This is a genomic window from Kribbella sp. NPDC002412, assembly GCF_053592935.1.
The window spans coordinates 87948-109315 of record NZ_JBSFBL010000026.1 but is presented as its reverse complement, the minus strand read 5'-3'; the positions used below and the strand labels follow the sequence as shown (position 1 = coordinate 109315).

General features: G+C 68.7%; 23 protein-coding genes. 15 read left to right on the top strand and 8 right to left on the bottom strand.

Annotated features, from left to right (window positions below):
* Window positions 1-109 precede the first annotated feature (109 nt).
* The 3 genes from ACWCOV_RS21895 to ACWCOV_RS21885 form a co-directional block, all read right to left on the bottom strand.
* A complete protein-coding gene (locus ACWCOV_RS21895) occupies window positions 110-247 on the bottom strand; it encodes a hypothetical protein (RefSeq protein ID WP_449831133.1) in 138 nt (45 codons plus the stop codon).
* Window positions 248-359: 112 nt separating this feature from the next.
* Window positions 360-647 (bottom strand): WhiB family transcriptional regulator, encoded by a 288-nt coding sequence (locus tag ACWCOV_RS21890; protein WP_132151798.1) that lies wholly within the window; start codon window positions 645-647, stop codon window positions 360-362.
* A 162-nt stretch (window positions 648-809) separates the two neighbouring features.
* Window positions 810-1007 (bottom strand): hypothetical protein, encoded by a 198-nt coding sequence (locus tag ACWCOV_RS21885; protein WP_449831132.1) that lies wholly within the window; start codon window positions 1005-1007, stop codon window positions 810-812.
* A gap of 430 nt (window positions 1008-1437) precedes the next feature.
* On the opposite strand from ACWCOV_RS21885, the gene ACWCOV_RS21880 reads away from it, so the two are divergent.
* Together ACWCOV_RS21880 and ACWCOV_RS21875 are read left to right on the top strand one after the other, a co-directional pair.
* Complete coding sequence (locus ACWCOV_RS21880) at window positions 1438-2388, top strand: YihY/virulence factor BrkB family protein (protein WP_449831131.1); 951 nt, start codon at window positions 1438-1440, stop codon at window positions 2386-2388.
* 9 nt (window positions 2389-2397) lie between these two features.
* Complete coding sequence (locus ACWCOV_RS21875; protein WP_449831130.1) at window positions 2398-3282, top strand: AraC family transcriptional regulator; 885 nt, start codon at window positions 2398-2400, stop codon at window positions 3280-3282.
* A gap of 1 nt (window position 3283) precedes the next feature.
* Here ACWCOV_RS21875 and ACWCOV_RS21870 read toward each other — a convergent pair whose 3' ends face one another.
* Window positions 3284-5386 carry an ATP-dependent DNA helicase UvrD2 gene (locus ACWCOV_RS21870; protein ID WP_449831129.1) on the bottom strand — a complete coding sequence of 701 codons (2103 nt, stop codon included), beginning with the start codon at window positions 5384-5386 and terminating at the stop codon, window positions 3284-3286.
* Between the two features lie 100 nt (window positions 5387-5486).
* On the opposite strand from ACWCOV_RS21870, the gene ACWCOV_RS21865 reads away from it, so the two are divergent.
* Window positions 5487-5726, top strand: a complete 240-nt coding sequence (locus tag ACWCOV_RS21865) for a mycoredoxin (protein WP_449831128.1) — start codon at window positions 5487-5489, stop codon at window positions 5724-5726.
* A gap of 140 nt (window positions 5727-5866) precedes the next feature.
* Window positions 5867-8239 carry a hypothetical protein gene (locus tag ACWCOV_RS21860; protein ID WP_449831127.1) on the top strand — a complete coding sequence of 791 codons (2373 nt, stop codon included), beginning with the start codon at window positions 5867-5869 and terminating at the stop codon, window positions 8237-8239.
* A 29-nt stretch (window positions 8240-8268) separates the two neighbouring features.
* Here the strand turns inward: ACWCOV_RS21860 and nudC are convergent, their stop codons facing one another.
* Complete coding sequence (gene nudC / locus ACWCOV_RS21855) at window positions 8269-9204, bottom strand: NAD(+) diphosphatase (RefSeq protein ID WP_449831126.1); 936 nt, start codon at window positions 9202-9204, stop codon at window positions 8269-8271.
* A gap of 27 nt (window positions 9205-9231) precedes the next feature.
* Here nudC and deoD point away from each other — a divergent pair, with 27 nt between their 5' ends.
* Window positions 9232-9945: a purine-nucleoside phosphorylase gene (deoD, locus tag ACWCOV_RS21850; protein ID WP_449831125.1), complete on the top strand. Its 714-nt coding sequence runs from the start codon at window positions 9232-9234 to the stop codon at window positions 9943-9945.
* Window positions 9946-10049: 104 nt separating this feature from the next.
* The gene (locus ACWCOV_RS21845; RefSeq protein WP_449831124.1) at window positions 10050-10454 is read left to right on the top strand and encodes a hypothetical protein; all 405 of its coding nucleotides are present in this window, start codon (window positions 10050-10052) and stop codon (window positions 10452-10454) included.
* A gap of 10 nt (window positions 10455-10464) precedes the next feature.
* On the opposite strand, the gene ACWCOV_RS21840 is transcribed toward ACWCOV_RS21845, so the two are convergent.
* Complete coding sequence (locus ACWCOV_RS21840; protein ID WP_449831123.1) at window positions 10465-11106, bottom strand: TetR/AcrR family transcriptional regulator; 642 nt, start codon at window positions 11104-11106, stop codon at window positions 10465-10467.
* Window positions 11107-11273: 167 nt separating this feature from the next.
* On the opposite strand from ACWCOV_RS21840, the gene ACWCOV_RS21835 reads away from it, so the two are divergent.
* The 3 genes from ACWCOV_RS21835 to ACWCOV_RS21825 are packed head-to-tail and all read left to right on the top strand — an operon-like array spanning window position 11274 to window position 14775.
* The gene (locus tag ACWCOV_RS21835) at window positions 11274-12080 is read left to right on the top strand and encodes an SDR family NAD(P)-dependent oxidoreductase (RefSeq protein ID WP_449831122.1); all 807 of its coding nucleotides are present in this window, start codon (window positions 11274-11276) and stop codon (window positions 12078-12080) included.
* 6 nt (window positions 12081-12086) lie between these two features.
* Window positions 12087-13211 carry a DUF5938 domain-containing protein gene (locus ACWCOV_RS21830; protein ID WP_449831121.1) on the top strand — a complete coding sequence of 375 codons (1125 nt, stop codon included), beginning with the start codon at window positions 12087-12089 and terminating at the stop codon, window positions 13209-13211.
* A gap of 10 nt (window positions 13212-13221) precedes the next feature.
* Window positions 13222-14775 (top strand): AMP-binding protein, encoded by a 1554-nt coding sequence (locus ACWCOV_RS21825; RefSeq protein WP_449831120.1) that lies wholly within the window; start codon window positions 13222-13224, stop codon window positions 14773-14775.
* Here ACWCOV_RS21825 and ACWCOV_RS21820 read toward each other — a convergent pair.
* Window positions 14772-15317: a GOLPH3/VPS74 family protein gene (locus tag ACWCOV_RS21820; protein ID WP_449831119.1), complete on the bottom strand. Its 546-nt coding sequence runs from the start codon at window positions 15315-15317 to the stop codon at window positions 14772-14774. The two genes, ACWCOV_RS21825 and ACWCOV_RS21820, sit on opposite strands and share 4 nt — an antisense overlap.
* Window positions 15318-15491: 174 nt before the next feature.
* Between ACWCOV_RS21820 and ACWCOV_RS21815 the strand changes: the two genes are divergently transcribed.
* Both ACWCOV_RS21815 and ACWCOV_RS21810 read left to right on the top strand, forming a co-directional pair.
* Entirely contained in the window at window positions 15492-16079 is a 588-nt protein-coding gene (locus ACWCOV_RS21815) for a GNAT family N-acetyltransferase (protein ID WP_449831118.1), read from the top strand.
* Window positions 16080-16081: 2 nt separating this feature from the next.
* Window positions 16082-17833: an IucA/IucC family protein gene (locus ACWCOV_RS21810; RefSeq protein WP_449831117.1), complete on the top strand. Its 1752-nt coding sequence runs from the start codon at window positions 16082-16084 to the stop codon at window positions 17831-17833.
* Here the strand turns inward: ACWCOV_RS21810 and ACWCOV_RS21805 are convergent.
* Window positions 17814-18401 (bottom strand): TetR/AcrR family transcriptional regulator, encoded by a 588-nt coding sequence (locus ACWCOV_RS21805; protein ID WP_449831116.1) that lies wholly within the window; start codon window positions 18399-18401, stop codon window positions 17814-17816. The two genes, ACWCOV_RS21810 and ACWCOV_RS21805, sit on opposite strands and share 20 nt — an antisense overlap.
* A 60-nt stretch (window positions 18402-18461) precedes the next feature.
* Here ACWCOV_RS21805 and ACWCOV_RS21800 point away from each other — a divergent pair, with 60 nt between their 5' ends.
* The 4 genes from ACWCOV_RS21800 to ACWCOV_RS21785 all read left to right on the top strand — a co-directional run bounded on the left by ACWCOV_RS21800 (window position 18462) and on the right by ACWCOV_RS21785 (window position 21356).
* A complete protein-coding gene (locus ACWCOV_RS21800; RefSeq protein WP_449831115.1) occupies window positions 18462-19094 on the top strand; it encodes a DsbA family protein in 633 nt (210 codons plus the stop codon).
* Between the two features lie 112 nt (window positions 19095-19206).
* Complete coding sequence (locus ACWCOV_RS21795; protein WP_449831114.1) at window positions 19207-20040, top strand: SAM-dependent methyltransferase; 834 nt, start codon at window positions 19207-19209, stop codon at window positions 20038-20040.
* 132 nt (window positions 20041-20172) lie between these two features.
* Entirely contained in the window at window positions 20173-20685 is a 513-nt protein-coding gene (locus tag ACWCOV_RS21790) for a Uma2 family endonuclease (RefSeq protein WP_449831113.1), read from the top strand.
* Between the two features lie 101 nt (window positions 20686-20786).
* Window positions 20787-21356, top strand: a complete 570-nt coding sequence (locus tag ACWCOV_RS21785; protein WP_449831112.1) for a Uma2 family endonuclease — start codon at window positions 20787-20789, stop codon at window positions 21354-21356.
* The last annotated feature ends 12 nt before the right edge of the window (window positions 21357-21368 follow it).

The window sequence follows — 21368 nt, the reverse complement described above, 5'->3', positions numbered from 1 at the left end:
GCGGCATCCAGTGGATGCCGCCCCTCGGTGGTTCAGCTGGTCAGGCTGGGTGCCCGCTGGGCGGTCCTCCCTTTCGGACCGCCCGCCGGCGTTCAGTTGTGCTGGTGGATCAGACCAGGCGGGCAAGCGCGAGGCGCGCGCGTGCGCTGGCCCTCTCCGCTCGCCGGCTGGCCCGCTCGGCCCGCTTCTGCGCGCGCTCCATCGAGAGCGCGAGGTAGAAGCGCCGGTTCTGCTCTGCGTCGTTCAATTTGGAACGACAATGAGCACGAGCTAGATCTTCATTGAGTAAATGCATCTCAGTTCTCCTGCGTGAAGTCTGGTTCGTCATGGTCTGGAGTCTCGATTCGGATCTGGGATCGTCAGGCAGCGGTCACGGTGTCACTCTTACGGGGACGCCCACGGGGCCGCTTGCGCGGAACCACCACTCCCTGGACGAACAGCTCGCCGCCCCACACTCCCCACGGCTCGGAACGCTCGAGCGCTCCGGCCAGGCACTCGGCCTTCAGCGGGCAGGTGGTGCAAAGAGACTTTGCGTACTCGACGTCCGCCGGCGATTCGGCGAAGAAGAGTTCTGGCGCGTAGGACCGACAGGGCAGGTCCTGCGACGAGGCCACCTCGGTGAAGACATCGAGGAAGCTCACGCTCATTCCGGTCACCTCCCAGTGACTTGGTGCTGATCTCTTGTCGTCGGTGACGACCTTCGGTCGATGGCCGCCAAAATCAGGGACAAACACTGTGCTGACAAACAAAAGGGCCGCGGGACCCTTTTTCGGGTTCCGCGGCCTTGGAGGTGCCGGCTCTGACGTCTGTCAGACCGGTGGACTCCATGCTCGAGAACCCGAACCGCCGTACTTCACATCGCCGACAGCTCCGCCCTTGATCTGGACAGCGCCGGAAGCCATGAGCACAACGGTCGCGACGTGCAGGCGCGCGGAGGCACCCGGGATGTGGGCGCACGGCAGCGCGGCAGCGTCGCTGAACGGCTTCTTGACCGTGTTGGTGATCATTTCCAGGGCACCTCCTCTCGTTGTGGCGAAGCGGGCGGTTAGCTCGATCGCTATGGTGGTTTGAAGTTTTCGGCCAGGCTTCGACCGCAGAAAGAACAGTACGCCGTCCCCAGCGGAGCCCGCAAACTATTTAACGCCAGTTCGCGAAGTTGGCCGGAAGTTGCCGCGGCGATGGCCGAAACTGGCTGCCACGACAGACTTCCAGCACGCTCCGGGACGCCATCCGCACGCTCCGGGATCGTTGCCTCTGTCACCTAAATGCCACGTCTGCCGTGAGCAGAACGCGGCACGTCCTCCACCATGCGCGTCACCCACCCGGTCTGGCAACACATTTCCCCGCGACCTGCCCGAAGGGGCAGGCCGGTCCCGCAGGTTTCCACGGCAGCCGCGCGGATACCTGCAGGACGACCTGGGGAGAAGGGCGGGGATCGTGCCGGAACGACGAGCAGCCGCGGTGCCGGGGGCCGAGGCGGAGACCCCGGGACAGATTCCGGCGGCAGGCTGGTGGCAGGTGATCAGGCGGGCCTGGAAGGAAGCCAAGGCCGATCAGGTCCCGTTGCTGGCGGCGGGAGTGGCGTTCTTCGGATTCCTGTCGCTGTTCCCGGCCATCGTCGCCGCGGTGCTCGCCTACGGGCTGGTCGCCGACCCGGCCCAGATCCGCACCCAGGCGGAGGACCTGAGCAAGGCGATGCCTGCGTCCGGCCGCGACCTGCTCCTCCAGCAGATCGACGCGCTGACCGCGGCACCCAGCCGGAGCCTCGGCATCGGCGTGGCCGTCGCGGTCCTCATCGCCTTGTGGAGCGCCTCCGGCGGCGTCGGCTACCTGGTCACCGCGGTGAACATGGCGTACGACGAGGAGGAGTCGCGGGGGTTCGTCCGCCGGAAACTGCTTGCGCTCGGCATGACCCTGGGAGCGATCGTCTTCGTCCTGCTGGCCGTCGCGCTGTTCGCCGCCGGCGCTGCGATCGGCGACGACGTCCCGGGCCCGGTCCGGATCGGCCTGCAGGTCGCCCGGTTCGCGCTGGCCGTGGTGCTGATCGTCGTCGTGCTGGCGGTCGTCTACCGGGTCGCGCCGTCGCGGGACGCGCCGCGGATGCGCTGGGTGTCCATCGGCGCGGCCGTGGCGATGGTGATCTGGCTGGCCGCCTCGGTCGGGTTCTCGATCTACGTCGAGACGTTCGGCAACTACGCCAAGACCTACGGCAGCCTGGCCGCCGTCGTGATCCTGATGCTCTGGCTGTGGCTGACCGCGTACGCCGTCCTCTTCGGAGCCGAGATCAACGCGGAAGCCGAGCAGCAGACGGCCCGCGACACCACCAGAGGTGAACCGATGCCGCTCGGCCGGCGCAACGCGGTGAAGGCCGACTCGGTCCCCGAGTAACCTGCACAGGTGGCACTCGACGAGCTCCGCGGCCTGCTGGCCCGGCATGTCCGGCCGCACGAGACCACCGCCATCGACGGCTTCTACATCGCGCAGGTCGAGCGGTCGGGGCCACCGGCCCCGTCGATGTCAGGTGTGGTCCTCGCAGTCCTGGTCCAGGGTGCGAAGCGCCTGGTCGTCGGCGATCGCGTGCACCTGTACCGGCCGGGCGACTACCTGGTCGCGTCGGTCGACCTGCCCGTCACCGGCCACTTCGTCGACGCCACCCCGCAGGACCCGGCGCTGGGCCTCGCGCTCACCCTCGAGCCGGCGCTGATCGCCGACCTGCTCCTGCACGCCGCTCCAGGTGACCTCCCCCGCCCGCGCGCGGGCGCCGTACCGGCCATCGCCGTCGGTGGGCTGACCGACGACCTCGTCGACTGCCTGGTCCGGCTCGTCCGCCTCCTGGATCACCCGCGGGACCAGGCCGTGCTGGCGCCGATGGTCAAGCGGGAGATCCTCTGGCGACTGATCACCGGCGAGCAGGGCGCCGCCGTCCGCCAGCTCGGTCTGGCCGACAGTAACCTCAGCCACATCACCCGCGCCGCCCGCTGGATCCGCGACCACTACGCCGAGCCGTTCCGCGTCGAGGACCTGGCCCGGCTCACCGGCATGAGCCCGTCCGGGTTCTACCGGCACTTCCAGACCGTCACCGCGCTGAGCCCGATCCAGTTCCAGAAGCAGATCCGGCTGCAGCAGGCGCGCCTGCTGCTCGCGTCCCACCCGCGCGACATCACCACCGTCGCTCACGAGGTCGGCTACGACAGCCCGTCCCAGTTCAGCCGTGAGTACCGCCGCCAGTACGGCGTCCCGCCGAGCGAGGACGCCGGCCGCCTGCTCGCGCCCGCGCCCTGAGTCAGCGCGTGCAGAGCAGCAGGATCCGCTCGCCGTACTTGGTGAGCTTGGTGTGGCCGATGCCCGGGATCCGGCGCAGCGCCTGCTCGTCGGTGGGCCGGGTCTCGGCGATCGCGGTCAGCGTGGCGTCGGTCAGGATGACGAAGGCGGGCATGCGCTCGCTCGCCGCCTGCTCGGTCCGCCAGGCGACCAAGGCGTCGTACAGCTCCTGGTCGATCGAGGACGGGCAGTCCTCGCAGCGGCCGAGCTTCCGCGCGCCCGGATCGAGCAGGCCGCGCCCGCAGACCCGGCACTTCGGGATCGGCTTGGCGGCCCGGGACGACCGCTCGCCCGACGGCTCCCAGGTGGTCGGCCGGGACGGCGTACGCACTCCGATCGGGTCCAGGAAGCGCGTCGGACCGCGCTGACCGCGGCCGCCCGGGGAGCGTGACGTGGACCAGCTGATGAAGAGCTGCTGCTTCGCCCGGGTCACGCCGACGTAGAACAGCCGCCGCTCCTCCTCGACCTGCGCAGGGGTCTGGGCGTAGCTGATCGGCAGCGTCCCCTCGTGCGCGCCCACGATGAAGACACAGTCCCACTCCAACCCCTTGGCCGCGTGCAGCGTCGCGAGCGTGACGCCCTCGGCCAGCGGCGCGTGCTGGATCGACGCCCGCCGGTCCAGCTCCGCCATCAGGTCCGGCAACCGAGCAGACGGGTTGGCGGCGGCGAAGTCGGACGTCATCGTCACCAGCGCGCTCAGCGACTCCCACCGATCCCGCACAGCGCCCGTGCCCGTCGGCGGCTCCGGAGTCCAGCCTGCTCCGCCCAGCACCCCGGTCACCACCTCGACCAGGTCGTCGGACACGTCACCGGCCTTCGCCTGACCCCGCAGCAGTACGGCGGCCTGCCGGATCTCGGCCCGCTCGAAGAACCGCTCGGCCCCCTTCAGCACGGTCGGGATCTTCCGCTCGGCCAGCGCCTGCTCGAAGTTCTCCGACTGCGCGTTCGTCCGGAACAGTACGGCGATGTCCCGCAGCTGCACGCCTTCGTCCCGCAGTCGCGTGACCGCCCGTGCCACCGCATCGGCCTCGGCGACCTCGTCGGAGTACTCGCGGTAGACCGGCGCCGGGCCCGCCTCACGCTGCGACCGGAGCGTGACCCGGCCTGGCAGCCCGGCCGGACCGGTCGCGTCGAGGATCTTGTTCGCCACGTCGACGATCTGCGGGGTGGACCGGTAGTCACGCACCAGCTTGATCACCGTCGCGGACGGATGCCGGGCCGCGAAGCGGACCAGGTTCTCCGGCTCGGCGCCGGCCCAGGAGTAGATGGTCTGCGCCGGGTCGCCGACCACGCAGACGTCCTCCCGCCCGCCGAGCCACAGGTCGAGCAGGCTCTGCTGCAGCGGGCTGACGTCCTGGTACTCGTCGACGACGAACGTCCGGTACTGCCGCCGGATCTCCGCCGCCACCCGCTCGTCCTCGGCGAGCAGCGCGACCGCGCAGAGCAGCACGTCCTCCAGGTCGATCCGGCCGCGCTCCAGCTTCACGTCCTCGTACGCCGCGAACACCCGGGCGATCGTGGCCGGGTCGAACGCGGCCAGCGTCCGGCCCGAGCGCGGCGCCAGCTTCGCGTAGTCGTCCGGCCGGACGTTGCTGACCTTGGCCCACTCGACCTCGCCGGCCAGGTCACGCAGCGCAGGCGTGTCCACGCGGACCCGGCAGCGCGAGGCCGCCTCGGTCAGCAGCGGGAACTTGCGGTCCGCGATCGGTGGCAGCTCCCCGCCGTACACCTTCGGCCAGAACCACTTCGCCTGCCGCAGCGCGGCCGAGTGGAACGTGCGCGCCTGCACGCCCTCGACGCCGAGCTGGGCGAGCCGGCCGCGCATCTCCCCCGCCGCCCGCTGGGTGAACGTCACCGCGAGCACCCGGAGCGGGTCGAACGTCGCGGTGCGCACGCCGTACGCGATCCGGTGGGTGATCGCCCGCGTCTTGCCGGTGCCCGCCCCCGCCATCACCACGACCGGCCCGTTCAGCGCGGTCGCGACCGCCCGCTGCTCAGGATCGAGCGCCTCGAGAAGGTCATCCGCAGATGCGGAACGTGTGAGATCGCTCACGGACGGGGACATTCGGGAACAGCACCACCAACGCCTGGGTTCGGATACGTCGAGAGCAACCCTAGACGGGCTGCCGGACAGAAACCTCGCCCCTCGCAGAAGGAGTCAGCCGATGGCGGCTTTCACGATGTACTCGACCCCCTGGTGTGGCTACTGCCACCGCCTCAAGGGCCAGCTCAAGCGAGCCGGGATCGAGTTCACCGAGGTCGACATCGAGCAGGTCCCGGAGGCCGCGAAGATCGTCGAGAAGCTGAACAACGGCAACCAGACGGTGCCGACCGTGGTCTTCGCGGACGGCACCGCGATGACGAACCCGTCGCTCGCCCAGGTCGCCGAGAAGCTCGCCGCCTAGCTCACGCCACACCGACGGCGCCACGCAGGAACCGCGTGGCGCCGTTTCGTGCTGCCCGCACACTCATAGGGCACGAGTTATGGACATTACGGTCATGACCGTTATACCTTCCTCGGAACAACGCCGCAGGGAGCCCGCCCATGATTCCGCGCCGTCATGTCCGTCATGTGTTCATTCGTGCCGCTCTGGCCTTCGCCCTGATGCTGGGCCTGCTCGCCGCCGGCGGCCTCTCCGCCTCCGCCGGCCCGGACCCGAAGCGGCCTGACCCGTTCCCGTCCGAGACCGGCCCGATCCGCAAGGACGACAGCCGGATCGGCATCGCCGCCGAGGACCCGGTCCGCGATCTCGGCGCCCCGATCAGCTCGCTCACCGTGATGGAGGGCGCCGTCGGCCGGACGCCGGACGGCCGCGACGTCGTGTACGCCGTACCCGCCGGTGAGAACGCCCAGCTCAACGTCGTCGACCTGCACAGCCGCCAGTTGATCCATGCGCTGCCACTTGCCGGTGCGGCGGGTGCGTGGGCGATCGTGGTCGCGCCAGACGGCCGGCTGTACGTCGGCACCTACCCCAACGCGCACCTGTACCGCTACGACCCGGGCACCGGCACGGTGACCGACCTGGGCCAGCCGATCCCAGGTGAGTCAGTCATCTACGGCCTCACCGCCGACCAGGACGGCAACGTGTACGCAGGCACGTACCCGACGGCCCACGCCTTCAAGTACGACCCGTCGACCAGCCAGGTGACCGACTACGGCTCACTCGACCCGGTGCAGCAGTACGCGCGGTCGACGGTCTACGACCCGGACCACAACAAGCTGTTCGTCGGCATCTCGACCCCGAACGCCAGGCTGCTCCGGATCGACGTGGAGACCCGGCAGGTCGAGGACATCACTCCGCCCGGTACGACGGCCAAGGACTTCATCGACCTCGACTACGCGGGCGGACGGGTCTTCGCCAACGCCAGCAGCCGGCTGGTCGTGGTCGACGCGGTCACCGGCGAGCAGGTCAAGTTCACGGATGCCGCTACGGGCACCCAAGTCATGGACTACCCGATCGCGGCACGTGGTGTGTCCGCGGCCGGTCCGGGTGGCGTGTACTTCACCAACAACACACTCGCCCTCACCCACTACGACCTGGACACGAACACCGTCGGTCCGGTGTCACCGCCTCGCACGGTGACCCGTGGCGCCTCGATCGGCTACGGCTGGGTCACCGAGAACGGCAGCCAGGTGCTGTACGGCTTGGCGGGCAACTACTCCGGCGGAACGTTCCGGTACAACCCGCAGGACGGCACGCTTGCCCAGTGGAGCTCACCGTTCCAGTACGTCCCGGTGGCGCTCATGCACGCGCTCGCGGACCCGGCGAACGGGAAGGTCTTCGTCAACGCGTACCTGAACGGGTCGACGTCGGTCTACGACCCGGCCACCGGCAAGTCCACGGTCACGACGCGCCAGGGCCAGGTCGAGGACTGGGCCTGGGACGGCAACGGCAAGATGTACGTCGGCATCTACCCCTACGGCAGGTTGTCGCTGTGGGACCCGAACGCACCCGCCACGCCGACGAACCCGAAGGAACTCTTCAGCCTCGTCGACAGCCACCACCAGAACCGGCCTGTCGCTGTAGTCCCTGCGGGCGACAAGGTCTACGTCGGCACCACACCGGCGTACGGCGAGTACGGCGGAGCCCTCACGGTGTACGACGTCCCGACCGGAGCGTTCACCGTCTACCGCAACCTGGTGGCCGACCAGACCATCTCCTCGCTGCTGCCAGTCGGCGCCACGGTGTGGGCCGGGTCCGGCATCGAGGGCGGCCAGGGTACTGAGCCGATCGCCACTGAGGCCCACCTGGTCAAGGTCGACCCATCGACAGGCGCCGTACTCACGGACGTCGTGCCCGTGCCCGGTGCGGCCAGCATCAACGAGCTGACCATTGGTCCGGACGGCAACCTGTGGGGCCTGGCGGACGGCATCGTGTTCGTCGCCAACCCGACGACGGGCGCCGTACTGCGGCAGATCCCGGTCTTCAGCGGCCGGGCCGGAGCGAACGACGGAGCCCTGAAGTGGCGTGACGGCTACCTGTACGGCGTCACCGCCGGGCGACTGTTCGTCGTGGACAGCCTCGGTGGTGCAGCGACCATGCTGCGCGACCACGGCCTCAACCGGCTGACCCAGACCCCGGACGGCGCGTACTACACGCTGCTGCGACCGGACGGCTGGACCAACCCGACCAACCTGGCCTCCTACACGCCACCGGCGGACCCGTGTCCGCAGTCGGACCTCCGGGCGACCGTGTGGACCGGAAACGTCAACAGCCACGTGACGAACCGGCACGTGCAGTACGGCTGCACGCTGACCGACGTACTGCCGGACGCCAAGGCCGACTGGCCCAGCCACGCCGCCTACGTCATCGCGGTCGACAAGAAGGCCAAGGAACTGGAGAACGCCGGGACGATCGAACGCTGGGAGGGACTCCTGATCCGGATCGCCGCCGCCCGCTCCGACGTCGGCCGCTGATCACCAGCCGCATCATCCCAGCTGCCTGATCACCAGCTGCCGGTGAGCTCCTCGCCGTACCAGCCTTCGATCAGGCGGCGGGAGATGGAGATGTTGCCGGGGAGGGCCATCGTGCCGGCTTCGACCAGCGCACGAAGGTCCTCCCGGGTGAACCAGCGGGCCTCGGCGATCTCGTCGGCGTCCACCTCGATGTCGGTGCTCACCGCCTTGGCGTAGAAGCCGAGCATCAGGCTGGACGGCAGCGGCCACGGCTGGCTGCCGGCGTACTCGATCTCGTCGCCGACCAGCACACCGGTCTCCTCGAGCACCTCCCGCCGTACGGCGGCCTCGAGCGACTCACCCGGTTCGACGAAGCCGGCGAGGGTCGAGTAGCGGCCCTCCGGCCAGGCCTCGTTGCGGCCGAGCAGCGCCCGGTCCTGGTCGTCGGTGACGAGCACGATGATCGCCGGGTCGCTGCGCGGGAAGTGCGACAGGCCGCACGCCGGGCACTGCCGGACGTGCCCTGCCTCGACGACCTCGGTGTGCTCACCGCAGTTCGCGCAGTGCGTGTGCACGCCGTGCCAGTTGGACAGGCCGACCACGTGGACCGCCATACCGGCCTCACGATCGTTCAGTACGGCGCCGATCTCGCGCAGCCCGCCGTACGACTCATCCGCCTCGGTCCCGACCAGTACGGCGAACACAGCGCGACCCTCTGCGGTCTGGCCCGCACCGGACTCCCGGTCGATGCCCAGGAAGACCCGCACACCCTCCGGCGCTTCGGACGGATGCACCAGGTTGAGCGCAGACCGGTCGGCGGTCACCTGGAGCTTGTCACCCGCGACGAGCGCCACCTGGGTGTCGGGAGCGCCCCAGGCCTTCTCCAGCCAGTCGAGGTCGCGCCTGCGATCGGCGGCGCGGTCCAGCACGGACCGGGACAGGGCTAGCGAACCACGAGCGATGGAGTAGGCCACATGCCTCAACATATCCCGGCACCGTGAGAGCATCCCGGCATGAGTATTCACATCGCCGCCCAGAAGGGGCAGATCGCACCGCGGGTGCTGTTCCCCGGGGACCCACTGCGAGCCAAGTGGATCGCGGAGACCTACCTGTCGGACGTGATCTGCTACACCGAGATCCGGAACATGTTCGGGTTCACCGGCACCTACAAGGGTGAGCAGATCTCCGTCCAGGGCTCCGGCATGGGCCAGGCGTCCGCCTCCATCTACGCGCACGAGCTGTTCGCGGAGTACGACGTCCAGACCCTGATCCGGGTCGGCACCTGCGGCGCGCTGACCGAGGCGGTCCGGGTCCGCGACGTGATCGTGGCGATGTCCGCGAGCACCGACTCGCAGATGAACCGGCTGCGCTTCCACGGCATCGACTACGCGCCGACAGCCGACTACCAGCTGCTGCGGGCCGCGGTGGACGCCGCCGAGGCAGGCGGACTGAACGTGCACGTCGGCCAGGTGTTCTCCGGCGACCTGTTCTACAACGACCGCCCCGAGCTGGTCTCGCAGACGGCGGCGTACGGCGTGCTGGGCATCGAGATGGAGGCCGCCGCGCTGTACACGCTGGCGGCGAAGTTCGGCCGCCGGGCGCTCGGCATCATGACGGTGTCGGACCACCTGATCACCAAGGAGGAGACGACCGCCGAGGAGCGGCAGACGACCTTCTCCGAGATGATCACCATCGCCCTCGACGCCGCGATCGAGGTGCCGGTCTGAACCGGGTAGCCACCGCCCTGGCCGCCCTGCTGCTCCTGACCGCCTGCTCCGGCAATGACGAGCCGGCGGCAACCGAGTCTCCGAGCTCCACACCGACGCCGACCGTGTTGCCGGACCTCACTGCCACCCAGGTGGTCAGCGCGCTGAAGACCGATGGTTACAACTGCTCGACGGACGTGGCGTACGCCGTCTGCCGGATGGGAGCGACCTCGATCGGAGTCCTCACCGGAGACCATCCGCGGCCACCCGTGGTGTCGGTGCAGGCATCCGGTCAGGTCGACGTCGCGTGGGCCGAGATCTCCAACTCGCTGCCGCGAATCCTGGAGCTCGCCCACATCAACCAGCCGGAGATCGCCACCTGGTTCAACCAGCAGAAGGGCAAGCCGGTCGCCCAGCAGTCCTTCGGCGACTGGCTGGTCGATGTCTCAGCCGAGGTCGACACCGAGGAACCGGGCGTACACCTCACCCTCACCGACAAGCTCTGCAAGACCAACTGTCAGGCCGAGTAGCCCAGCCTGGTCAGGTCGTGATCAGTTTGGGGAGGACTTGGGTGACCCGGTCGGTGAGTTGGGCCGGGACCCGGTCGGGGGCGGTGGCGTAGGCGACGACCGCTTGTTCGAAGAGGCCGTCGATCAGGGCGTAGGCGGTGGGGGCGTCGACCGTCGGCGTGCCGTCGACCAGGTCGGCGTACCTCGTCAGGATGCGCCAGATCATCTGCTCGAGCAGTTGGTCGATCGCGGTGACGTCGTCGCGCAGTTGCTCCTCGAACATGCTCTGCGCCCGCAGGTCGTACCAGAGCCGGTGCATCGGGGTCTCCTCGACCAGCGTCTGCGTCATCTTGGCGAGGAAGCCGGTCGCGAGCTCGTCGGCCGACTCCGCGGTCTCGACGACCTCGTCGTACCGCTGCGCGCACTTGGTCTTGTAGTGCCGCACGCAGTAGCTGATCAGGTCGATCTTGTCGCGGAAGTAGTAGTGCACGACGCCGTGGGTGAACTCGGAGTTGTTCGCGATCTCCCGCAGGCTGGTCCGCGCGTACCCGAGCTCGCCGAGCGTCTTCAGCGCCGACTCGGCCAGCGCGACCCGGCGGCGCTCGATCTTGTCGATCCCTGACACGCGGGCGGGCCGGACCGGCTCCACGGGGTCCACCGAGGCCGACGCCATGCGCACCTCCCTTGGCTCGGGTTCGTGGGCGTCAATCTACCCGCCGCGGACCCAGGCGCGGTCCGCGGTGGGAGATTTCTTGACAAGTGTCAAACAAAGTCTTGACGACTGTCAAAGAAATCTCCAGAGTGAAAAGCAAGCGGACGCTTCGAGCAAAGGAGCTTCAGATGGGCGGACTCGACCTCTCCGGCCGCAAGGCCCTCGTCACCGGCGGAGCCCAGGGGCTCGGCGAAGGGATGGCGAAGGCGCTCGCGGCGGCCGGCGCCAAAGTGGTGATCAGCGACATCCAGAAGGACACCGGCGAGGCGGTCGCCGACGCCCTCGACAGCGAGTACGGCGCCGGCCACGGCTTCGTCGCCCACGACGTCACCGACGAGGGCAGCTGGGAGAACGCGGTGGTCGCGGCCACCGACATCCTCGGCGGCCTGGACATCCTGGTGAACAACGCCGGGATCGAGATCACCAGCCTGCTCACCGAGGTCACCGCCGACGAGATCCGCCGGATGCTCGACGTGAACATCCTCGGCACCACGATCGGCATCAAGTGGGGCCTGCGCACGATGCGGCCGGAAGGACTGGCCGGCCAGGGCGGCGCGATCATCAACGTCGCGTCCGTCGCCGCGACCATCGCGTTCCCCGGCATCGCGGTCTACTCGGCGACCAAGTCCGCGGTCGACCGGCTGACCCGGGTCGCCGCGATGGAGTCCGGCAAGCTCGGGTACGGCGTCCGCGTCAACTGCATCTACCCCGGGCTGGTGCCGACCGCGATGGGCGCCGGACTGGCCAACGACGTGGCCCGGCTCGGACTGTTCGAGTCCCCCGAGGCGGCCGTTGCCGCAGTGGTCGGGCTGACCCCGGCCGGCCGGCTCGGTGAGGTCACCGACGTGGCCGACGCGGTCGTCTTCCTCGCCTCCGACGAGGCCAAGTTCATCACCGGCGTCGGCCTGCCGGTCGACGGCGGCATGGGGATGTGAGCGCAGATGGCCACGAAACCCGTCGTCGTGTACGGCGCCTCCGGCTACACCGGCCGCCTGGTCTGTGAGTACCTCCGCCAGTACCACGTCCCGTTCGTGGCCGCCGGCCGCAGCGAGGAGAAGCTGAAGGAGTCGATGGACTCCCACGTGGCGGGCATCGAGACGGCCGACTACGAGGTCGCCGTCGTCGACCACGACGTGGCTGCGCTGACGGACCTGTTCAAGGGCGCGTCCGTCGTACTCAACACCGTCGGTCCGTTCAGTGAGCTCGGTCCCGCAGCCGTGGAGGCGGCGCTCGCCGCGGGTGCGCACTACACCGACACGACCGGTGAGCAGGACTGGCTGATGACCTGCGACGAGAAGTACGGCGCCGACTTCGCCGCAGCCGGCCTGCTCCTCGCGCCCGGGATCGCGCAGATGTACACGACCAGCGAGATCGCGGCACAGCTGTGTCTCGAGCAGCCCGGCCTGGACACGCTGGACATCGCGGTCTTCTGGGGCGGCAGCCCGACCATCGCTTCGACCCGCACCATTTTGGTCAACGCGGCCACCTCCAAGGCCCACTACCTCGAGCACAACGAGTACACCGAGTTCCCAGAGCAGGGACTGGTGCCACTGGTGGTTCCCGGTCACCATGAACTGGCACTGTCCCTGCCCTGGGGCGGCATGTCGCACCCGGTCTGGTTCAAGCGCGACCCGCGCGTGGCCAACTGCAAGGCACAGGGCGGTGTCTTCAACGCCGCCCTGATGAACGGCGTGCCGCAGATCGTCGCCGCTGCACTGGAAGCCACCAAGGACATGGCTCCCGACGAGCGCAACGAGGCGCTCACCGAGACCGCCCGGCAGGTGATGAACCAGATGCCGCCCCGGGAGAACCCACGCGTGAACAAGACGCTGGACTCCGTGCACGCCTCCGGTCCACTCGGCCGGGCGCACTGTGTCATCCACGGCAACAGCAACTACCAGCAGACCGGCTTGCTGCAGGCCTATGCGGCGTACTCGCTGCTGCAGACCGCGCCGAAGCGGGTCGGGTTCGCTAGCGGCTGCCAGGCGTTCGGTCATCGCGAGCTGCTCGGCGTACTGCGCAGCTTCGGGCTGGTCTCCGAGCCGCAACTGACCGTGCTGCACTGAAGGGGTTGCGGTGAGACTGGTCGACTACCTCGACAAGGGCGCCTCGCTCGGTCCGGACGCACCGTGCCTGACCACCGACGGCGAGACGCTCACGTACGGCGAGGTGCAGCAACTGTCGTACCGGATCGCGGCCGGTCTCGCGGCGACCGGCGTACGACCGGGTGGCAAGGTCGCGATCCTGTCGGCGAACGACCCGATCGCGTTCAGCTGCGTGTTCGGCATCAGCCGGGCCGGCGCGGTCTGGTGCCCGATCAACCCGCGCAACGAGGCGACCGAGAACCGCGAGCTGCTCGACCAGTTCGACTGTGAAGTGCTGATCTACCAGGCGGCCTTCGCGCCCCTGGTGGATCGGATCCGGGAGGCCTTGCCGAAGGTCCACACCTTCGTCTGCCTGGATGCCGATCCCGACTCCGGCCGAGACCCCCACCTCCGTGGCCGGAGGGTCGGCTGGGGCGCGTTCTGCGGGGGCGTGTCCCAGCCGGCCGTCGATCTCACCGGTACCGACGATCTGGCGTTGATCGTCGGTACCGGTGGGACCACAGGACGCCCGAAGGGCGTGATGCTCAGCAACCGCAACCTGGAGACGATGACGGCGCTGACGCTGATCGGCTACCCGTTCGGCGACCGGCCCGTCTACCTCGCGCTCGCGCCGCTGACCCACGCGGCCGGCGTGCTGTGCTTCCCCGTGCTGTCCTGCGGCGGCGAGATCGTCATCATGCGAACGCCGGACGTGCACGCGTTCCTGGAGCTCATCCCACGGCACCACGTCACGCACACGTTCCTGCCGCCGACGCTGATCTACATGGTGCTCGCGGCCGAGGAGCTCGACAGCACCGACCTCTCGTCCCTGCGCTGTTTCTGGTACGGCGCCGCGCCCATGTCGGTCGCCCGGCTCGAGGAGGCCCTGGTCCGGATCGGCCCGGTGATGGCCCAGCTGTTCGGCCAGACCGAGGCGCCGATGATGATCTCGACCATGGCGCCGGCCGACCATTTCGATGCTGAAGGCAACATCGCGCGGTCGCGGCTGTCATCGGCCGGCCGCCCGTCACCACTCGTCACCACCGCGATCATGGCGCCGGACGGATCCCTCCTGCCGCCCGGCGACCGTGGTGAGATCGTCGTCCGCGGATCGCTGGTGATGCAGGGGTACTACCGCAACCCCGAGGCCACCGCGGAGGCGTCACGGCACGGCTGGCACCACACCGGCGACATCGGCTTCCTGGACGCTGACAACTACCTCTACATCGTCGACCGCGCCAAGGACATGATCATCACCGGCGGCTTCAACGTGTACTCCACCGAGGTCGAGCAGGCTGTGCTGGCACACGCCGCCGTCCAGGACTGCGCGGTGATCGGCCGCCCGGACGACAAGTGGGGCGAGCGGGTGGTCGCGGTCGTCCAGCCGCTGGCCGGCGGCGACGTCGACCCCGGCGAGCTGATCGCGTTCGTCAAGGCTCGCATCGGCAGCGTGAAGGCACCCAAGGAGGTCCTGGTCTGGCCCGACCTGCCACGGTCCAAGGTCGGAAAGGTGCTCAAGTCCGAGATCAAGGAGCGCCTGGCCTAGCTGCCGGCCGCCACCGCCCCAGCACTCACGACGACCGCCGTGGTCACCGCAGCCTGCATCTCCGAGACGGCTTTCTTCACAGCGTCGGCAGCCCAGTCCGATTCGGCGATCTCCTTCGCGCGCTGCTTGAGCGCCCGCTTGTCGACCCCGTCGGTGACGATCTTCCGTACGACGTTCAGCGCGCTCAGCATCGCGACCAGCGCACCGGTGCGCTCGTCCGGCGTCGTACCCACCTTCAGCACGCTCTCGAGCGCCGTACGCACCTCTGCCTCGTGCCGTGCGTCCTTGGCCGGCCAGCGGGTCACCGGGAACAGGCCGAGCACCTTGTTCTGGTCCGCCTCCAGCACGCCGCGCTCCGCCAGCCTGGCAAGCACCTGGTCGCGGAGCTTCTTCGACAGCCGGCCGAGCTGGTCCTTGGGTCGTTTGCCGGGCTTGTCGGCCACGTAGGCCAGCCGCTCGTCCAGGATCGCGTCACCGGTCGGGGTGGCGTCCAGCACCTTGAGGCGGCCCTGCTTGACCTCCTCACCCGAGATCTTCGGCAATCAACATGCGGCCAACGTAGGCAAACGCGCGTTGGGCGCACATCAGCCTCGCGGACTACCTGCCGGCTACGACTTCAGTAGGCCCGGGATGCGGACCCCCGAAATCTGACTCGTTGACTATCTAGTAAGGTAAGCCTTAGCTAACAGGTTCGCCCACCTCGAAAGCAGACCGCCATGACCAGAGCACTGCCCGAGCCGATGTACCGGCGCTTCTTCGCCGGCATCGGCGCCCTCAGCCTCCGGCCGTTCGACCTGACCGAGGATGTGCCCACCCTGCACGACTGGGTCACGCAGCCCTACGCGCGGTACTGGGGCCTGCTGAACGCCTCAGTCGACGACGTGCGCGCGGAGTACCGCCGGATCGAGAGCACCGGCCACCACCGTGCCTTCCTCGGCGAGCACAACGGCCGCGCGGCGTTCCTGATGGAGCGCTACGAACCGTCGTACGACGCGGTCGGCAAGGTGTACGACGTCGCACCCGGCGACATCGGGATGCACGTCCTGGTCGCGCCGCCGCAGGTCCGGATCCCGGGCTTCACTGGCGCGATCTTCGAGACCATCCTGGACAGCCTGTTCAGCGACCCGCTGGTCGACCGGGTCGTGGTCGAGCCGGACGTCCGCAACGCCAAGATCCAGGCGCTGAACGAGCGGATGGGATTCCGCAAGCACAGCATCGTGGACCTCCCGGACAAGCAGGCCTGGCTGAGCTTCTGCACCCGCGACCAGTACGCCGAGGCGACCAGGATGAACGAGGCCGGCTGACCATGACCACCGAACATCTCACCCCGGAAGCGTGGGCCGTCGCGAACCGCGCGCTGGTCCGCAAGGCGCTGGCCGAGTTCAGCCACGAGCGGATCCTCGAGCCGGTTGCCATCGGCAACTTGTACGAAGTGGCGAGCGCGCGCAGCCGGTACACCTTCGCGGCCCGGTTGTACCCGTTGAACCACTGGGAGGTGGACGCCGAGTCCATCCAGCGGGACGGGGACCGGCCGGTCGACGCACTCGACTTCATCACCGAGTTCCACGAGCAGCTCGGCATCGGCGCCACGATGCTGCCGGTGTACCTCGAGGAGATCAGCAGCACGCTCGCGAGTACGGCGTACAAGCTGTCCAAGCCCGCGCTGACCGCCGGCGACCTGGTCGGCGCGGACTTCCAGGTGATCGAGTCCGCGATGACCGAGGGACACCCGTGCTTCGTCGCGAACAACGGGCGGCTCGGCTTCGGCGTCACCGACTACCGCGCCTTCGCGCCGGAGACCGGGCAGCCGGTCCGGTTGACCTGGATCGCCGCCCGCAAGGACCGCGCGACGATCTCCCACAGCACGACGATCACGTACGACGACCTGCTGCGCTCCGAGCTGGGCGACGACGTACTGCGCCGGTTCGGCCAGCGGATCGTTGCCGTGGGCGCCGATCCGGCGGAGTACGTGTACCTGCCGGTGCACCCGTGGCAGTGGGAGAACAAGACGTCGATCACGTTCGCGGCCGACATCGCGCAGCGGCACATCATCCACCTCGGGTCCAGTGACGACGACTACCAGCCGCAGCAGTCGATCCGGACGTTCTTCAACCGGTCGGAGCCGTCGCGGCACTACGTCAAGACGGCGCTGTCGGTGCTGAACATGGGGTTCATGCGTGGACTGTCGCCGACGTACATGTCCGCGACGCCGGCGATCAACGACTGGGTGTTCGGCCTGGTCTCGAACGACCTGGTGCTGAAGCGGTACGGCTTCTCGGTGCTGCGGGAGATCGCAGCTGCCGGGTACCACAACCGGTACTACGAGGCCGCCACCGAGAAGACGTCGCCGTACCGGAAGATGCTGTCGGCGCTGTGGCGGGAGAGCCCGGTGCCGACGCTCGAGCCGGGTGAGCGGCTTGCGACGATGGCGAGCCTGCTGCACGTCGACCGGGACGGGACGTCACTCGCCGCCGAGCTGATCCGCGCGTCCGGGCTGGCGCCGGCGGACTGGCTGCGGTCGTACATCGATGCGTACCTGATCCCGCTGCTGCACTGCTTCTACGCCTACGAGCTCGTGTACATGCCGCACGGCGAGAACCTGATCCTGGTACTGCGGGACGCCGTGCCGATCCGGGTGATCATGAAGGACATCGCCGAGGAGATCGCGGTGATGAGCCCGGACACGCCGCTGCCGGCCGACGCCGAGCGGGTGCGGGCCGACGTACCGGACGACGAGAAGCTGCTGTGCGTCTTCACCGACATCTTCGACTGCATCTTCCGGTTCCTCTCACCGATGCTGGACCGGGAGGGGCTGCTGACGCCGTCCGAGTTCTGGTCGGTCGTCGCGGCCGCGGTGCGGGACTACCAGGCGGCGACGCCGGAGCTCGCCGACGCGTTCGCCAAGTACGACGTCTTCGCGCCGTCGTTCGCGTTGTCGTGCCTGAACCGGCTGCAGCTGAAGAACAACCAGCAGATGGTGGACCTGACGGACATCGCCGGATCGCTGCAATTCGTCGGGACGCTCGACAACCCGCTGGTCACCGAAGTAACTGACTGACCAGCGTGTCGGCCAGCCAGCGCTCGTAGTCCTCGACCGGCCAGTGCCGGTCGAGGACCAGCGTGCGGTAGATCTCCGCCGCCGTGCAGGCGATGAAGAGGTCCAGCGCCTTGGGCTTGAGCCGGCCATTGAAGGAGTTCAGGAAGATCTCGAGCTCTTGCTCGCGGGCCTTCAGCATGCGCTGGAACTGCTCGGCGATCTGCTGGTCGACGCGGGCCGCTTCCTGGTAGATCCGGATCACGTCGACGCCGGTCTCGAACTGCCGGGTCTGCCAGTGCGCGGCGGCGCGCAACCGCGCTCCGGCGTCCGCGATGGCGAGCGACTCCTGCGCCAGCCGCCGGGTCTCCGCCTCGACGATCCAGATCCGGGAGATCTCCTTGAGGATCGCGGCCTTGTTGCCGAACGCCGAGTAGATGGTCTGCGCCGGGATCCGGGCCGCCTCGGAGATCGCCGCGATCGTCGTGGCGACGTACCCCTGATCCGCGAACAGCTCGCGGGCCGCCCGCGCCACCTGCTCCTTGGTCGCCTGCGCCTGCCGGGCGCGGTGGGATTCCTGCTTGACAGCCACGTCATGAATCTATCACTCTGTTCATCATAGTCTTACTCTGATGAACAGATGGGGGATCTGATGAAGACACTGGAGCTCTACGCCGATCCGGCCTGCCCGTGGAGCTGGCTGGCGGTCCGCTGGCTCACGGCGGTGGCGCCGGAGCGGGACCTGCAGTTGACGTTCCGCTCGTTCAGCCTCTGGATGCGCGACGGCTCGGATCAGGCACCAGGCGTGCCCGAGTTCGTCCGCGCGGTGGCTGTTGCCGCGAGCAAGGAATCTGTGCGGGTGCAGCGCGTCTTCGAAGCCTTGCGTGACGCCGGCCGTGCGGCTGCGGTCGAGCGGCTCTACCTGGAGTGGGGTTCGCGGGTGTTCGTTCCCGGTCCACCTCAGGCGCCGGCGCCCGCCGTACTGCTCGAAGCTCTTGCCGCGGCCGGGTTGGATGCGTCCTGGGCGGATGCCGCCGACGAGCCACGGTGGGATGCCGCTCTCGAGAGTTCCAACGCTGCGCTGTCTGCGTTGACTTCCGGCGCGCCGGTGGTGCCGACGCTGGTCGACGGTTCACGGGTGCTGTTCGCCGGCGCCGTACTGTCCGCTCCGGTGTCGGCGGCGCATGGGCTGGAGGTGTGGGACGCGCTGGAGATTCTCACGTCGGAGCCGTCGTTCGTGGGCCTTTCGGCTACGGGTCTGCCGATGCCTCGTTTCGCTCAGTGATCGGCGCACCTTCGATTCAGGCAAAGGTTGTCCCGGGCTGGTCACGTACTGTCGCAGATCAGCTACGATCACCCTGCCGCGTCCGACAGCACGGAGTAGGGAGCAGCCACCGATGGCCGACAACGAAGTACCTGCCATGTACGAGCGACTCAAGCTGGACCGGCCGCACGGCGCGCGGGTCTACGACTACTTCCTCGGCGGCAAGGACAACTTCGAGATCGACCGGCAGGCGGCCGAGCACCTGCTGCAGGCGTTCCCCGGGTTCCGCACCGCCGCGTTGTCGAACCGGATGTGGATGCACCGCTCGGCCCGGTACGTCGCCGAGCAGGGCGTCACCCAGTTCCTCGACGTCGGCACCGGCATCCCGACCAGCCCGAACCTGCACGAGGTGGTGCAGGAGGTCGTGCCCGAGGCCCGGGTCGTCTACGTCGACAACGACCCGATCGTGCTCGCGCACTCGCGCGCGCTGCTGACCAGCCGGCCCGAGGGCAGGACGGCGTACCTCGAGGCGGACGTGACCGACCCGGGGTCGATCATCGGCTCGCAGGAGGTCAAGGACACGCTGGACCTGAGCAAGCCGGTCGCGCTCAGCCTCGTCGGGGTCTTCCACTACCTGCCCGACGCGCTCAAGCCGTACGACCTGGTGAAGCAGCTGCTCGAGCCGCTGGCGTCGGGGTCGTACCTGATCTTCTCGCACTGCACGCCGGACTTCGCGCCGGAGCTGTGGGAGCGGGCGATCCAGGTCTACAAGGCCGACGGCGGCGACGCCCAGGTCCGCAGCAAGGAAGAGGTCGCCCGCTTCTTCGACGGCCTCGAGCTGATCGAGCCCGGCGTCTCCGCGCCGTTCCGCTGGCACCCCGACGCCGAGACGAACCAGCTGGTCGAGAAGGGCGAGTTCACCGACGTCATGTGCAGCCTCTGGGTAGGCGTGGCCCGCAAGCCCTGACACAGCGCTTCGACTGAGAGCCGGTGACTCCTTGGCGAGTCACCGGCTCTTTGTCGTGCGGCCACGGCGTTGGTCGCGGGTGGCTGTGGATAACTTCGGCCGCGCTCCGGCGATCTCGGTCAAGCTGGTGCGGTGAGCAGCGAACAGACGATCGACGTACCCAGGGACGGCCGCCGCTACGAGATCGTGGACGGCCGGCTGCTGGTCACCGGCGTCCAACCACCGGCCCACCACGCAGCCGTCATCGCCCTGATGATCCGCCTGAAACAAGCCTGCCCACCCCACCTGCTCGTCTCCGTAGGCTCCCTCGACTTCCGCCCCACCCGCGGCCTCTCCCTCCGCCCCGACCTCCTCGTCTGCCACCGAACCGACGCAGGCTCCCACCTGCTGACCGCCCCACCCCTCCTCACCGTCGAGGTCCTCTCCCCCTCCACCCGAACCACCGACGTGGTCCTCAAACGCGCCCTCTACGAACACCACGCCGTCCCCACCTACTGGCTCCTAGACCCCACCCACCAAGAACTGACAGCCCTCCACCTCACCCCCACCGGCTACACCTGCCAAACAGTCGTCCAAGCCGACGAACCCTTCCACACCACAACCCCCTTCCCCCTCACCCTCACCCCAGCCGAACTCACCCGCTGACTCAGGCCATCCCCGGGAATCCCGGGGCAGATACCCGGGCAACCCAGGGCAGATCGCCGATTCGGCAGCAACCACCCACCGCGCCCCACCATGCTGGTCGAGTGACTGAGAAAAGAGCCGAGTTCTCCGTTGAATCCGATGCGCCGGGGCCGGCGGCGATGGACTTTCCCGACGCGGCACCGTACGCCGGGAGGCGGTGCGAGATCGTCGACGGTGCCCTGTGCGTGTCGCCGGCGCCCTCGCGGAGTCACCAGCGGGCCGTCGTCCGCCTGATCGCGAAGCTGGACTCGGCCTGTCCCTCGGGGATCGAGGTCCTGGTGGCACCAGTCGACTACCGGCCAACACCGGAGCGGCTGCTTCAACCCGATGTACTCGTCTGCCACCCCGACGATCACGATGCGAAGCATGCGGTGAAGCCCCTGCTTCTTGCGGTCGAGATCATTTCGCCCAGCACCAAGATGCTCGACCTGCTCCTGAAGCGCGGGGGGTATGAGCAGGCCGGCGTGCGTTCCTACTGGATCCTGGACCCGGAGAAGGAAACGCTGACCGTGCTGGAGCTGGTGGACGGGGCGTACGTCGAGCGCGATGTGGTCAGCGGCGAGAAGGTCTTCGACGCGACGCTTCCGTTCCCCGTGCAGATCGTTCCCGCCGAGCTGTTGCGCTCCCACTGACTCCGGAACGGC